Annotated in this window: 12 protein-coding genes; 9 read left to right on the forward strand and 3 right to left on the reverse strand. The window is 71.2% G+C overall.

The window, feature by feature from the left end; translation table 11 throughout:
* Positions 1–19 precede the first annotated feature (19 nt).
* The 9 genes from OHA68_RS03435 to OHA68_RS03475 all read left to right on the forward strand — a co-directional run bounded on the left by OHA68_RS03435 (position 20) and on the right by OHA68_RS03475 (position 10,180).
* The gene (locus OHA68_RS03435) at positions 20–1,006 is read left to right on the forward strand and encodes an ArsR/SmtB family transcription factor (RefSeq protein WP_327106324.1); all 987 of its coding nucleotides are present in this window, start codon (positions 20–22) and stop codon (positions 1,004–1,006) included.
* Positions 1,007–1,136: 130 nt separating this feature from the next.
* Positions 1,137–2,090 (forward strand): sugar-binding transcriptional regulator, encoded by a 954-nt coding sequence (locus OHA68_RS03440; protein ID WP_327106325.1) that lies wholly within the window; start codon positions 1,137–1,139, stop codon positions 2,088–2,090.
* A gap of 279 nt (positions 2,091–2,369) precedes the next feature.
* A complete protein-coding gene (locus OHA68_RS03445; RefSeq protein ID WP_327106326.1) occupies positions 2,370–3,464 on the forward strand; it encodes an ABC transporter substrate-binding protein in 1,095 nt (364 codons plus the stop codon).
* A 10-nt stretch (positions 3,465–3,474) separates the two neighbouring features.
* Positions 3,475–4,278, forward strand: coding sequence for an ATP-binding cassette domain-containing protein (locus tag OHA68_RS03450; RefSeq protein WP_327106327.1), 804 nt, complete (start codon positions 3,475–3,477; stop codon positions 4,276–4,278).
* Entirely contained in the window at positions 4,275–5,510 is a 1,236-nt protein-coding gene (locus OHA68_RS03455; protein WP_327106328.1) for a sugar ABC transporter permease, read from the forward strand. The genes OHA68_RS03450 and OHA68_RS03455 overlap by 4 nt, the downstream gene beginning before the upstream one ends.
* Positions 5,510–6,985, forward strand: coding sequence for an FGGY-family carbohydrate kinase (locus OHA68_RS03460; protein WP_327106329.1), 1,476 nt, complete (start codon positions 5,510–5,512; stop codon positions 6,983–6,985). The genes OHA68_RS03455 and OHA68_RS03460 overlap by 1 nt, the downstream gene beginning before the upstream one ends.
* Positions 6,982–8,511 (forward strand): FGGY-family carbohydrate kinase, encoded by a 1,530-nt coding sequence (locus OHA68_RS03465; protein WP_327106330.1) that lies wholly within the window; start codon positions 6,982–6,984, stop codon positions 8,509–8,511. The genes OHA68_RS03460 and OHA68_RS03465 overlap by 4 nt, the downstream gene beginning before the upstream one ends.
* Complete coding sequence (locus tag OHA68_RS03470; protein WP_327106331.1) at positions 8,508–9,134, forward strand: histidine phosphatase family protein; 627 nt, start codon at positions 8,508–8,510, stop codon at positions 9,132–9,134. The genes OHA68_RS03465 and OHA68_RS03470 overlap by 4 nt, the downstream gene beginning before the upstream one ends.
* Positions 9,131–10,180: a 2-hydroxyacid dehydrogenase gene (locus OHA68_RS03475; protein WP_327106332.1), complete on the forward strand. Its 1,050-nt coding sequence runs from the start codon at positions 9,131–9,133 to the stop codon at positions 10,178–10,180. The genes OHA68_RS03470 and OHA68_RS03475 overlap by 4 nt, the downstream gene beginning before the upstream one ends.
* Here the strand turns inward: OHA68_RS03475 and OHA68_RS03480 are convergent.
* From OHA68_RS03480 to OHA68_RS03490, 3 genes are all read right to left on the reverse strand, one after another.
* Positions 10,143–11,000, reverse strand: coding sequence for a carbohydrate ABC transporter permease (locus tag OHA68_RS03480; protein WP_189136642.1), 858 nt, complete (start codon positions 10,998–11,000; stop codon positions 10,143–10,145). The two genes, OHA68_RS03475 and OHA68_RS03480, sit on opposite strands and share 38 nt — an antisense overlap.
* Positions 10,997–11,878: a carbohydrate ABC transporter permease gene (locus OHA68_RS03485; protein ID WP_327106333.1), complete on the reverse strand. Its 882-nt coding sequence runs from the start codon at positions 11,876–11,878 to the stop codon at positions 10,997–10,999. The genes OHA68_RS03480 and OHA68_RS03485 overlap by 4 nt, the downstream gene beginning before the upstream one ends.
* A 63-nt stretch (positions 11,879–11,941) precedes the next feature.
* Positions 11,942–13,198, reverse strand: a complete 1,257-nt coding sequence (locus OHA68_RS03490) for an ABC transporter substrate-binding protein (RefSeq protein ID WP_327109448.1) — start codon at positions 13,196–13,198, stop codon at positions 11,942–11,944.
* Between the last annotated feature and the right edge of the window lie 126 nt (positions 13,199–13,324).

Consider the following 13,324-nt stretch of genomic DNA (forward strand, 5'->3'; position numbering starts at 1 on the left):
TTTCGGATATAACCGAAAGGTGGTGTTCAGGATCGAGGTCACCCCGCAGGACGTGGCGGCCAGCAGGTTCGCCATCTCCCCGCTGATCGAGACCATGCACGCGCAGTGGGTGCTGGAGGGCCGGACCGCGGCGGGCGTGCACCGGCGGTGGGTGGAGCGCTGGCGCGGACCGTACCAGGAGCTGGCGCGCCGGCACCCCGCGCTGCGCGCGACCGCGGTGATCTCCGGCAACATGGGCAGCGCGAACGTGGACTTCATCGCGCCCCCGCCGTCGGGGACGAGCGTGCCGTTCGAGGTGGAGCTGGCCGCGATGCGCGCGACCCCGCTCGACGTGGCGCACCGGGAGATCGCGCAGGTGCTGGCGGCCAGGGCGCCCGCACCCGCCGAGGTCAGGGAGCTGCTGTTCGGGCCGGACGTGGTACGGCTCATCGCCGACGCCTTCGAGGCGCTGTGGACGGAGATCCTCGCCAAGAGCTGGCCGCGCTTTCACGCGATCCTGGAGCGGGACGTGGTGCAGCGTGCCGGGCGGCTGGTCACCGCCGGCTGGGGGGCCGCGCTCGACGACCTCAACGCGCAGGTCCGCTGGCATGACGACGGCCACATCGCGATCGCGATGGGCAGGCGTGAGGAGTGGCACCGGCTCGGCGGCAGGGGGCTGCTCTTCCTGCCGTCGGTGTTCACCGCCAGTGTCGGCGCCTACCTGGAGGAGGCGTGGCCGTACGCGCTGCTCTATCCGGCGCGCGGCATCGCCGCGGAGCCGCCGGGGGCCGGCGCGGGGCTGGCCGCGCTGCTCGGGCGCTCGCGCGCCCGCGTCCTGTCCGAGCTGGCCACCCCGGCCACCACCACGCACCTGGCCGCGCTGCTCGGCCAGAGCCTCGGCGGCACCGGCGGCCACGTGGCGGCGCTGCGCGGGGCGGGCCTCATCAGCGGCACCCGCACCGGCCGCAGCGTGCTGTACGCGCGCACCCCGCTGGGCGACGCCCTGGTGGCCGGCTCTCTCGCGTGAGACGCCTGGTGGCCGGCTCTCTCTCGCGTGAGTTGTACGGAATCGCTACCGTTCACTGCGGGGGGCGCGAAGGTATAGTCGTTTGCGCATACGTTCAGCACAATCGTTCATTAGCTCAGGGAGCGCGCGCATGAATGCCGCCGACACCACCCAGGAAGCCCGCTTCCCCCAGGAGCTGATGTACGCGGCGGCGTCGCAGTACTACCTCCAGGACGCCACCCAGGCCGACATCGCCAAACGGCTCGGCGTCAGCAGGGCGACCGTGAGCAGGCTGCTGACCGAGGCCCGCAGGCAGGGCATCGTCGAGATCCGGGTGCACCAGCCCGCCGCGCTGGCCGAGGGCCCGCTGGCCAGCGAGGTCGCCGACGCCCTGGCGCTGAAGCGGGTCTACCTCGTGCCCAAGGTCAGCGGCCCGGCGATGGGCCCCATGCTCGCCCCCGGCCTGGCCAGAGCGCTGGCCAGGGCGGAGCTGGAGTCCGGCGACGTGGTGCTGGTGTCGTCGGGCAGCACGGTGTACGAGTGCGCCCGCGAGGGCCTCGGCCACTTCCCCGGCGTGACGATCGCCCCGGCCGTGGGCGGCCAGCAGGATCCGCAGCCCTGGTTCCAGACCAACGAGGCCACCCGGCTGCTGGCCGAGCGGCTCGGCGGCGTGCCCAGCTACCTCTACGCGCCCGCGCTGCCGGGCCCGGAGTTGTTCTACTCGCTGCAGCACGAGCCGTCGGTGCGCCGGGTGATGGACCTGTGGGCGCAGGCCAAGTGCGCGATCGTGGGCGTCGGCTCGCCGCCGCTGATGCGGCAGGTGGTGCCCGCGTTCGTGCCGCGCGACGCGCCCAGCCTGCGCCAGGCCGTGGGCGACGTGTGCTCCCGGTTCTACGACCGCGACGGCGCACCGGTGGACTATCCGGGCAGCGAGCGCCTGGTCGCGACCGGGCTGGAGGAGCTGCGGCGGATCCCGTGCTCGATCGCCGTGGCGGTCGGGGCGGAGAAGGTCCTGTCGATCATCGCCGGGGCCAAGGGCGGCTACTTCAACCATCTCGTCACCGACGCGCTCACCGCCGAAAGCCTGCTCGTCGCCTCCCGCTGACCGCCGAAAGCCTGCTCGTCGCCTCCCGCTGACCGCCGGGATCCTGCTCGCCGCCTATCGCGGACGAGTCCCCTTCGGGTTGACTCGGTGTTACCGACATGTGAACACATTGAACATCCGTGCTGGACAAATGTTCCGGCCTCACGCTAGCGTGAAGTGCATCACAGGACGTCACCTGCTGTGGGGGACGTCCCTCGGTCGCAGTCGGGGGGACGAGCGACGTCGATGAGCGACGCAATGAGATCGTCCGCGAGGACGAAGCGAGTGAGGAATGATCCCGTGAACAGAACCAAGATGCGGACCACCGTGCTCGCCGCGGCGGCGGTCCTGGCGACCTCCGCACTGGCCGCGTGCGGCTCCGACGCCACCGGTGGCGACGCCACCGCGCCCACCGGAAACGGCGCGGCGGTGGAGAACGCCAAGGTGGCCTTCCTCATGCCCGACCTCGCCTCGACCCGATACGAGCTGCAGGACAAGCCGCTCTTCGAGGCCAAGATGAAGCAGCTCTGCCCGAGCTGCACGGTCATCTACCAGAACGCCGACTCCGACGCCGCCAAACAGCAGCAGCAGGCGAACTCGGCGCTCGCGCAGGGCGTCAAGGCGATCGTGATCGACCCGGTCGACTCCGCGGCGGCGGCCACCATCGTGCAGACCGCGCAGGCGCAGCAGGTCCCGGTGATCGCTTACGACCGGCCCATCCCCGCCAAGCCGGCCGACTACTACATCTCCTTCGACAACGAGAAGATCGGCGCGCTGATCGGCCAGTCGCTCGTCGACCACCTCAAGGAGGAGAAGGCCGAGGGCGGCCTCCTCCAGGTGAACGGCTCGCCGACGGACGCCGCGGCCGGCCTGATCAAGAAGGGCATCCACAGCGCCATCGACCCCAGCGGCTTCAAGCTGCTGGCCGAGTACGACACCCCCGACTGGGAGCCGGCCAAGGCGCAGGCCTGGGTCAGCGGCCAGATCACCCAGTTCGGTGACGACATCGCAGGCGTGGTCGCGGCCAACGACGGCACCGGCGGCGGCACGATCTCGGCCTTCAAGGCCGCGGGCAAGAAGGTGCCGCCGGTCACCGGCAACGACGCCGAGGTGGCCGCCGCCCAGCGCATCATCAAGGGCGACCAGTACAACACCATCTCCAAGCCGATCAAGATCGTGGCCGAGGCCGCGGCCGACGTCTCCTACCAGTTCATGCAGGGCCAGAAGCCCGCCGGCAAGGACACGCTCTTCGACACCCCGTCGGAGCTGTTCGTCCCCACTGTGGTGACCAAGGAGAACATCAAGGAGGTGCTGTTCGACAGCGGCATCATGAAGGCCGCCGACGTCTGCACCGCCGAGTACGCCGACGGCTGCGCCGAGCTCGGCATCAAGTAGGGGGAGTTCCGTGTCGCCCACTCAGCAGACGGACAGCGTCCTGTCCCTGCGCGGGATCAGCAAGACCTTCGGAGCGGTCGCCGCGCTGACCGACATCTCCCTCGACGTGGCCGCGGGCCAGGTCGTGGCCATCGTCGGGGACAACGGCGCGGGCAAGTCCACGCTGGTCAAGATCCTCTCGGGGGTCCACCCGCCGGACACGGGCACGATCACGTTCGCTGGGCGGGCGGTGCGGATCCCCACGCCTGCGGCGGCCCACAAGCTGGGCATCGCCACCGTCTTCCAGGACCTCGCCCTGTGCGAGAACCTCAACGTCATCCAGAACCTGTTCCTGGGCCAGGAGATCCGCCCGCTCAGGCTGAACGACGTGGCGATGGAGACCCGTTCGTGGGAGCTGCTCCGCCAGCTCTCGGCGAAGATCCCCAGCGTCCGGGTGCCGGTGGCGGCGCTGTCCGGCGGCCAGCGGCAGACGGTGGCGATCGCCAGGTCGCTGCTCGGCGACCCGAAGATCATCATCCTGGACGAGCCCACCGCCGCCCTGGGCGTCGCCCAGACCGCCGAGGTGCTCAACCTGATCGACCGGCTCCGCGAGAACGGCCACGGCGTCATCATGATCAGCCACAACATGGCGGACGTGAAGGCCGTGGCCGACACCGTGGTGGTGCTCAGGCTGGGCCGCAACAACGGGGTGTTCGGCGTCGACGACGTCAGCACGGAGGACATCATCGCCGCGATCACCGGCGCCACCGACAACGCGGTGACGCGGCGGGTGCCGCGCCGGGGGGAAGACCAGAAGGAAGGATCGCCCTCGTGAACAGCACGATGACCACCGACCGCCAGGACGAGCGGCTGCGCGGCGGCACCGGCCTGCGCGGCGCGTTCACCGGCGTGCTCGACCGGGCCCGCGCGGGCGACCTCGGCGTGATCCCGGTCGTGGTCGGGCTCGTCGTCATCTGGACCGTGCTGCAGATCCTCAACCCGATCTTCCTGTCCAGCGCGAACCTGGTGAACCTCACCCTGGAGTCGGCCGCCGTCGGCGTGATCGCGCTGGGCATCGTCTGCGTGCTGCTCGTCGGCCAGATCGACCTGTCGGTCGGCTCGGTCAGCGGGCTGTCGGGGGCGGTGCTGGCGGTGCTGTTCGTCAGCGAGGGGCTGCCCGTCTGGCTGGCCATCCTGGCCGCCGTCGTCCTCGGCGCGGTGATCGGCTGGGTGTACGCCCAGTTGTTCAACCGGTTCGGGGTGCCGAGCTTCGTCATCACACTCGCCGGGCTCCTCGGCTTCCTGGGGCTGCAGCTCTACGTGCTCGGCACCAAGGGCTCGATCAACCTGCCGTTCGACTCCGGCCTGGTGAACTTCGCCCAGCTCGCCTTCGTGCCGGCCTGGCTCTCGTACACCTTCGCCGTCGTCGCGGCCGGTGGGCTGTTCGCCAGCGGCTGGCTGCACGCCAGGGAGCGCCGCAAGGCGGGACTGTCGGCCATGGGCGTGCCCGCGCTCGTGCTGCGCAGCGCGGCGCTGCTGGTGGCGCTGGCCTTTCTGGTCTGGTACCTCGGCCAGACGCGCGGCGTCGGCTGGATGTTCGTCTTCTTCGTGGCCCTCGTCCTGATCATGCACTACCTGCTGTCGCGGACGAAGTGGGGCCGGTCGGTCTACGCGGTCGGCGGCAACGTGGAGGCGGCACGCCGGGCCGGCATCAACGTCAAGGCCGTCTTCACCTCGGTGTTCGTGCTCTGCTCCACCTTCGCGGCGGTGGGCGGCATCCTGGCCGCGGCCCGGCTGGCCGCCGCCAACCAGAGCAGCGGCGGCGGCGACGTCAACCTCAACGCCATCGCGGCCGCCGTGATCGGCGGGACGAGCCTGTTCGGCGGGCGCGGCACGGCGTTCGGGGCGCTGCTCGGCATCATCGTCATCCAGTCGATCTCCAGCGGCCTGACGCTGCTGAACCTCGACTCCTCCATCAGATTCATGGTCACCGGGGCCGTCCTGCTGCTGGCGGTGGTCGTCGACTCCGTCTCACGCCGGTCGAGGACCTCACACGGCAGGGCCTGATGGCGGCCATCTGCGTCGACGCCGGCACCACGGTGATCAAGGCCGTCGGCTATGACGACTCCGGCGCCGAGGCCGTCGTGGTCCGGCACTCGACCAGCGTGTCCCGGCCCGCGCCCGGCCAGGCCGAGCAGGACATGGGCGCGGTCTGGGAGGCGGTCGTCCGCACGGTGCGCGGCGTCGCCGCCGAGCTCACCGGCAGCGTCGACTTCGTCGCGGTGACCGCGCAGGGCGACGGCTGCTGGCTGGTCGACGCCGCCGGCGAGCCGACCGGCCCGGCGATCCTGTGGAACGACGGCAGGGCGGCGGCCACGGTCGACGCCTGGACCCGGTCCGGGCTGGCCGAGCGCGCTTTCAGGACCAACGGCTCCTCGGCCGCCTCCGGGCTGCCGCACGCCATCCTGACCTGGCTGAAGGAGCACGACCCCGCCCGGCTGGAGCGCTCGGCGGCCAACCTCACCTGCGGCGGGTGGATCTTCTCCCGGCTGACCGGCGAGCTCGCCGCCGACGAGTCCGACGCCTCGGCCCCCTTCATGGACCTGCGCGCCCGCCGCTACTCCGCCGAGCTGCTGGAGCTGTTCGACCTCGGCTGGGCCGCCCGGCTGCTGCCCGAGCTGCGCGACGACGCGCGCCGGGTGGCCGGGCTGACCCCCGGCGCGGCCACGCTGCTCGGCCTGCCCGCCGGCACCCCCGTGGTGATGACGCCCTACGACATCGCCGCCACCGCGCTCGGCGCCGGCGCGGTGCGCACCGGCCAGGCGTGCGCCATCCTCGGCACCACGCTCTGCGTGGAGAGCCTGGTCGAGCGGCCTGACCTGGACGGCGAGCCGGTGGGCATCACGATCGCGCTGCCGGGCGGCTACCTGCGCGCCTTCCCCACCTTCGCCGGCACCGAGGTCGTCCAGTGGGCCTGCCGCCTGCTCGGCCTCTCCCACCCGGCCGAGCTGAGCGAGCTGGCCGCGCTGAGCGAGCCCGGCGCGCGCGGCCTGTCGTTCCAGCCGTACTTCTCCCCCGCCGGGGAACGCGCCCCCTTCTCCGACCCGCTCGCCAGGGGCGCCTTCCTCGGCATGTCCTTCGAGCACGGCCGCGAGCACGTCGCCCGCGCCGTCCTGGAAGGGCTCACCCTCGTCATCCAGGACTGCCTGGCCGCCTCCGGCCGGCCGCCGCGTGAGCTGCGGGTCTGCGGTGGCGGCGCGGCCAGCGCGCTGTGGCTCCAGCTCATCGCCGACGTCACCGGGCTGCCGGTGCTGCGCTCCGCCGACAGCGAGGTCGGCGCCCGGGGCGCCTTCCTGGTCGGCCTGGTCGCCACCGGCGCCGCCGCGAACGTCCGCGCCGCCGCCGACGATCATGTACGGCTGCGCGAGAGCGTCCATCCCCGGCCGGGCCCCTACGGCACGGCCTACCAGGACTTTCTGGCCCTGCGCGAGACCGGCTCCCGGTCCTGGCCGCTGCTGGCCGAGATGCGGAGTCGTCCATGAGCGTCTGGATCGGCATCGACCTCGGCACGCAGAGCGTGCGCGCGATGGCCGTCGACGGGAGCGGGCAGGTGCTCGGCGCGGCGAGCCGCGCCCTGACCAGCCACCGCGACGGCCCCCGCCACGAGCAGGACCCCGAGCAGTGGTGGGAGGAGTTGGCCGCGGCCACCCGCGAGGCGCTCGCCGGCGTGCCCGCGAGCCGGATCGCGGGGGTGGCCGTGGACGCCACCTCGGGCACGGTCCTGCTCACCGACGGCCACGGCGACCCGCTCACCCCGGCCCTGATGTACGACGACCGGCGCGCCACCGAGGAGGTGGAGCGGGTCAACGTCGTGGGCGCGCGCGTCTGGGAGCGACTCGGCTACCAGCGCATGCAGCCCAACTGGGCGCTGCCCAAACTCCTGTGGCTGCTGCGCGCCGAAGCGCGACTGGCGCGGCAGGGCGAGATTCGGCTGGCGCATCAGAGTGACTTCGTCAATCGGCGCCTGGTCGGCACCGAGGTGGCGACCGATCTGAGCAACGCGCTGAAGACCGGCGTGGATCTGATCGACGAGCGCTGGCCGTACGACGTCCTGGACGCGCTGGGGGTGCCCGCCGAGGTCCTGCCGGATGTCGTACGGCCGGGCAGTGTCCTGGGCGTGGTCTGTGCCGCGGCCGCCGAGGCCACCGGGCTGCCCGAGGGGACGCCGGTGATCGCCGGCACCACCGACGGGTGCGCCGCGCAGCTCGGCGCGGGCGCGCTGCGGCCGGGCAGCTGGAACTCGGTGCTCGGCACCACGCTGGTGCTCAAGGGCGTGACCGAGGAGCTGATCCACGACCCGCTCGGCGTCGTCTACTCCCACCGCGCGCCCGACGGCTCGTGGCTGCCGGGCGGCGCGTCCAGCACCGGCGCCGGCGTCCTGGCCCGTGACCTCCCCGGCCGCGACCTCGCCGCCCTCAGCCGGCAGGCCACCGCCCGCTACGGCACCGGCGGGGGCGGCACGGACTTCCTCCCGATCACCTATCCCCTGGTCTCGCGCGGCGAGCGGTTCCCGTTCGCGGCGCCGGAGGCCGAGGGGTTCACCCTCGGCGAGCCCGCCGACGACGTCGAGCGTTATGTGGCGATCCTGCGCGGCGCCGCGTTCGTCGAGCGCCTCTGCTTCGACTACCTCGACCTCCTCGGCGCACCCGTGGACGGGGAGATCATCCTGACCGGTGGCGCGACGAGGAGCGCGTACTGGAACCAGCTCAGGGCGGATGTCCTGGGACGTCCGGTGACACTGCGCGAGAACGCCGAGCCCGCCCTGGGCATGGCCCTGCTCGCCGCAAGCGCGACCACCGGCCCCGCCACCTCCTGGACCGGGACCCCCGGCGACACCGCCGCCGTGACCACGGTGAGTGGCGGAGGGATGGTGCGTACCCGGGCGGTCATCGACCCCTCGGGGGCCGAGTTTCACGAGCCCTACCTGCGCTTCATCGCCGAACTCGAAGACCGCGGCTGGCTGCCGACGGCGGCCGCCGACCATGCCCGCGAGAGGACCGCACGATGACGAACCTGGTGCTGGTGCGCCACGGCGAGACCGTCTGGCACGCCGAGAACCGCTACGCCGGGATCAGCGACATCGAGCTGACCCCGGCCGGGCACGAACAGGCCGCGCGGCTCGCCGCCTGGGCCGCCACGGCGGGCCTGTCCGGCGTGTGGGCGTCCACGCTGAGCCGCTCCCGGATCACCGCCGCGGCCGGCGCCGCCGCCGCGGGCGTCAAACTCGCGGTCGACGTACGGCTGCGGGAGGTGGACTTCGGCAAGGGCGAAGGGCTCACCGCCGCCGAGATGCGCGAGCTCTTCCCCGAGGCGCGCGCCGCCTTCGAGGCCGACCCGGGCGCCAACCCGCTGCCCGGCGGCGAGGACCCGGCCCTGGCGGCGGACCGGTTCGTGGCGGCCCTGCGCGACATCGCCGCCACAGTGTCCTCCACCGGGCCCGGCGAGCGGGTGCTGGTGGTCGCGCACACCACCGCCATCAGGCTCGCGCTGTGCAGGCTGATCGGGGTGCCGCTGGGCGAGTACCGGCGGCTGTTCCCCAAGCTGGACAACTGCGCGATCACCGAGCTGCGCCTGCGCGGCGACCGGGCCGCGATCCTGCAGTACAACTCCCCGATTGGAGCCGTTCGTTGACCACCCGAGTCCTAGCCGCAGGTGACCATTTCGTGCAGAACCGCCTGCTCGTCGACGCGCTCAGGCGGGAGGTGCCCGGTGCGGTGGAGACCAGCGAGCTCACGCTGCCGTGGCCGATGGTGCCGTTCGGCCCGGTGGGCGAGGTCGACGAGGCGTCCGACGTGGAGGACGAGCTGATCGAGGCGTTGCGCGGCGTCGAGGTGTGCGTGACCCAGATGGCCCCGCTGACCAGCCGGGTGCTGAAGGCCAGCCCGGACCTCAGGCTGTTCTGCGTCAGCCGGGGCGGCCCGGTCAACGCCAATCTGGCGGCCGCCACCGAGGCGGGCGTGGCGGTCACGTTCGCGCCCGGCCGCAATGCGGTGGCCACCGCGGAGCACACGCTGGCCATGCTGCTCGCCGCCACGCGCCGCATCCCGCAGACGCACGCCGACCTGGCCGGCGGCGTGTGGCGGGGCGACTACTACAGCTACGACAACGTCGGCCCCGAGCTGGAGGGCAGCACCGTCGGGCTGGTCGGCTACGGCGCGATCGGCCGGCGGGTGGCCCGCATGCTGGCGGGCTTCGGCGCCGAGGTGCTGGTCCACGACCCGTACGTGGACGTGGACGTGCCCGGCCGGGTCGAGCTGGACGAGTTGCTGCGCCGCTCCCGGTTCGTCTCCCTGCACGCCCGCGCCACACCCGAGACCACCGGCATGATCGGCGCCGCGCAGATCGCCGCGATGCCCGCCGGATCCGTCCTGGTCAACTGCGCCAGGGGGGCGCTGCTCGACTACGACGCCCTGTGCGACGCGCTGGACTCCGGCCATCTGTTCGGCGCCGCGATGGACGTCTTCCCGGAGGAGCCGATCCCGGCGAAGTCGCGGCTGCTCGCCGTACCGAATCTGGTGATGACCCCGCACCTGGCGGGCGCGAGCAAGGAGACCGCCGCGAAGGCGGCCACGATCGTGGCCGCCGACGTGGCCCGGTATGTGCGCGGCGAGCCGCTGCTGCACTGCGCGAACCCGGAGGTCAGCCTTTCAGCGCGCCGGCCATCAGGCCGCGCATGAAGAAGCGGCCCAGCAGGACGTAGATGAGCATGGTCGGGATGGACGACAGGATCGCCGCCGCCATCTGCTGGCTGTAGGGCGTGGCCTGGGCGCCGGCGATGTTGTTGAGCATCACCGTGGCGGGCCAGCTCTGCGGGCCGGTGAGGAAGACGGCGAACAGGAAGTCGTTCCAGAGCGAGGTGAACTGCCAGATGATCACGACCGCGATGGCGGGCGCGGACACCGGCAGCACCACCGACCAGTACGTCCGCAGCATGCCCGCGCCGTCCACCCGGGACGCCTCGATGAGCTCGTCGGGGATGGTGACGTAGTAGTTGCGGAAGATCAGCGTGCAGATCGGGATGCCGTAGACCACGTGCGCCAGGATCAGGCCGGGCAGGCCGCCGTAGAAGACGCCCGGCAGCCCGGTGAGGTCGTTCAGCCCGACCAGGAGCTGCACCAGCGGGATCATCACCCCCTGGTAGGGGATGAACATGCCGAACAGGAACAGCGTGAACACCAGGTCGGAGCCGGGAAAGCGCCATTTCGACAGCACGTAGCCGTTCATCGAGCCGAACGCGCACGACAGCAGCGAGCCGGGCACCGCCAGCAGGACGCTGTTCCACATGCCGGGGGCGAGCTTCTCCCAGGCCACCCCCCACGCCTCGAACGTCCAGGTCCGCGGCAGGTTCCACGCCTGGCCGGGGTCCGCCTCGGTCAGCGGCTTGAAGCTGGTGACCAGCAGGACGTAGATCGGGATGAGGACGATCACCACGAAGGCGAGCAGCACCGCGAGCCGCACCCAGGTGAAGGCGGGCTTGCGCCCTGCCACCGCCGTCATGAGCGCCTCTCCTTACGCACGGACCAGACCAGGTACGGGATCACGAACACGGCCACGCTCAGCACGATGTAGGACGCGATGGTGGCGCCCTTGGCCGGGTCGTGGGAGTCGAAGACCGCCACCCACATGAACACCGCCGGCACGTCGGTGATGATCTGCTTGCCGGAGACCGCGACGATCAGGTCGAACACCTTGAGCGAGATGTGCCCCAGGATGATCAGCGCAGAGAGCGTGACCGGGCGCAGCAGCGGCAGCACCACGTGCCGGTAGACGCCCAACTCGTTGCAGCCGTCGACCCGCGCCGCCTCACGCAGCTCCTCGGGGACGCCCCGGAAGCCCGCTAAGAACAAAGCCATGACATATCCGGACATCTGCCAGATGGCGGGGAGCGCCATCGCGGCCATCCCCCAGTCCGGATCGCGGAACCACTGCCACTGCGGCAGCCCGATCGCGTCGAACAGCCGGTTGAGCCCGACCGCCCGCTCCTCCATCCCGGAGTTCATCAGCCACCGCCACACGATGCCGGTGGCGACGAACGACACGGCCATCGGGAACAGGTAGATCGCCCGGAACGTGCCCTCGCCCCAGATCCCCTTCTCCATCAGGAACGCCAGCAGCCAGCCGAGCACCAGCGCGCCGACCACGAACACGATCGTGAAGACGATGGCGTGGTTGACCGAGAGATGCCATCTCGGCTGGTCCCAGATGTCGATGAAGTTCTGCAACCCGACGAAGTTGCCCTCGGATACCTCGTCGTGCTTGTCCGTCATGGCCAGCTGGAAGTTCCATCCCAGCATGCCGTACACGAACACGCCGATCGCGACGATCGACGGCGCGACGAGGAGCAGCCCCGGGAGCCAGGTGCGTGCCCGCCTCACGAAACACTCCCTTTCACGAAAAGGGGTACGGCAGGCGTGCGGAACGCCTGCCGTACCCGTCGGCTACTGGGCGTTCGCCGTCGCGGCGTCGGCCAGGGCCTTCTGCAGCGCGGCCACGTCCTTGGTGCCGATGAACAGCCCGACCGCCTCGTTGATCGAGGCCAGCCACGGCTGGTTCACCGCGACGCCGTGCTGGATGGAGCCGGCGAGCTTGTTGCTCGCCCAGTCCTTCAGCGCGTCGGCCAGGTAGTCGGTGTACAGGGACTGGTCGGCGTCCTTACGGGCGGGGATGGAGCCCTTGAGGGGATTGAAGGCGTCCTGCCCCTCCTTGCTCGCCGCGACCTTCAGCCAGGCCACGGCCCCGTCGCGGTTCTTCGCGCCCTTGGGCAGGGTGAAGCTGTCCGACAGCCACAGGTAGGAGCCCTCGGTGCCGGGTGAGGGCGCCCAGTCGAAGTCGGTCTTCGACGTCTTGCCCAGCCCGCCTTCCGGCGGGTTGTGGAAGTAGCCGTACGCCCAGTCGCCCATGATGTTGAACGCGGCCTCGCCGTCGGCCACCTGCTTGGCCGCGGGCTGCCAGTCGTCCTGCGGGTCGCCCGCGTACGACAGGATCGTCTTGAAGCTCTCCAGCGCCTTGGTGACCTCGGCGCTGTTCCAGTCCGCGCCCGCCTTGAACAGCGCGTTGTAGCCGTCCGTGCCGAGCGAGCCGAGCAGCACGCTCTCCAGCAGGTGGGTGACGGTCCACTCCGAGCCGATGGACAGCGGGATCTTGCCCTTGGCCTTGACCTTCTCCAGGGCGGCGACGAACTCGTCGATCGACTTCGGCGCTCCGGCGACGCCCGCGTCCTTGAGGACGGTCGGGTTGAACCACAGGACGTTCGACCTGTGGATGTTCACCGGCACCGAGTAGATCTTGCCGTCGACGCTGATCTGCTCGACGAGCTGCTCCGGGAAGGCCTCACGCAGCTTCAGCTCGTCGTAGATGGAGTTGAGCTCCTCCAGGTCACCGGCCTTGATGTAGCCCTGCAGCTCCGCGCCGGCGTGACCCTGGAAGGTGTCGGGCGGTGTGTCGGCCTGCAGCTTCGACTGCAGCAGCGCCTTGGCCTTGTCGCCCGAGCCACCGGCGACGGCGGCGTCGAAGAAGGTGAGCGTCGGGTTCTGCTGCTCGAAGATCTTCCGCATGGCCTGCAGACCGTCGGCCTCGCCTGGCCCTGTCCACCAGGAGAAGACCTCGACCTGCTGTTTGTCGCCGCCGCCACTGGCGCTGGGTTGCGCCGCCTGCTCACCACCACCACAGGCGGACAAGCTCAGCACGCTTGCCATAGTGATCGCGGCGGCTGTCATCCACCGTCGTCTCATGCGCACACCATCCCTTCCAAACCCCCCGAGTTGGTGAGTTGACAACGTTGTCAGTAGGTGCCATCAACCCACTTCCCGGTCGGACCCGTC

Origin of the sequence: Nonomuraea glycinis, from assembly GCF_035920485.1 — a bacterium.
GTDB lineage: Bacteria > Actinomycetota > Actinomycetes > Streptosporangiales > Streptosporangiaceae > Nonomuraea > Nonomuraea glycinis.

What these genes read in the sequence shown, in the direction of transcription:
- OHA68_RS03440 (WP_327106325.1), top strand. Translation starts at nt 1,137, where the DNA reads ATGAATGCCGCCGACACCACCCAGGAAGCCCGCTTCCCCCAGGAGCTG.
- OHA68_RS03460 (WP_327106329.1), top strand. Translation starts at nt 5,510, where the DNA reads ATGGCGGCCATCTGCGTCGACGCCGGCACCACGGTGATCAAGGCCGTC.
- OHA68_RS03465 (WP_327106330.1), top strand. Translation starts at nt 6,982, where the DNA reads ATGAGCGTCTGGATCGGCATCGACCTCGGCACGCAGAGCGTGCGCGCG.
- OHA68_RS03470 (WP_327106331.1), top strand. Translation starts at nt 8,508, where the DNA reads ATGACGAACCTGGTGCTGGTGCGCCACGGCGAGACCGTCTGGCACGCC.
- OHA68_RS03480 (WP_189136642.1), bottom strand. Translation starts at nt 11,000, where the DNA reads ATGACGGCGGTGGCAGGGCGCAAGCCCGCCTTCACCTGGGTGCGGCTC.
- OHA68_RS03490 (WP_327109448.1), bottom strand. Translation starts at nt 13,198, where the DNA reads ATGGCAAGCGTGCTGAGCTTGTCCGCCTGTGGTGGTGGTGAGCAGGCG.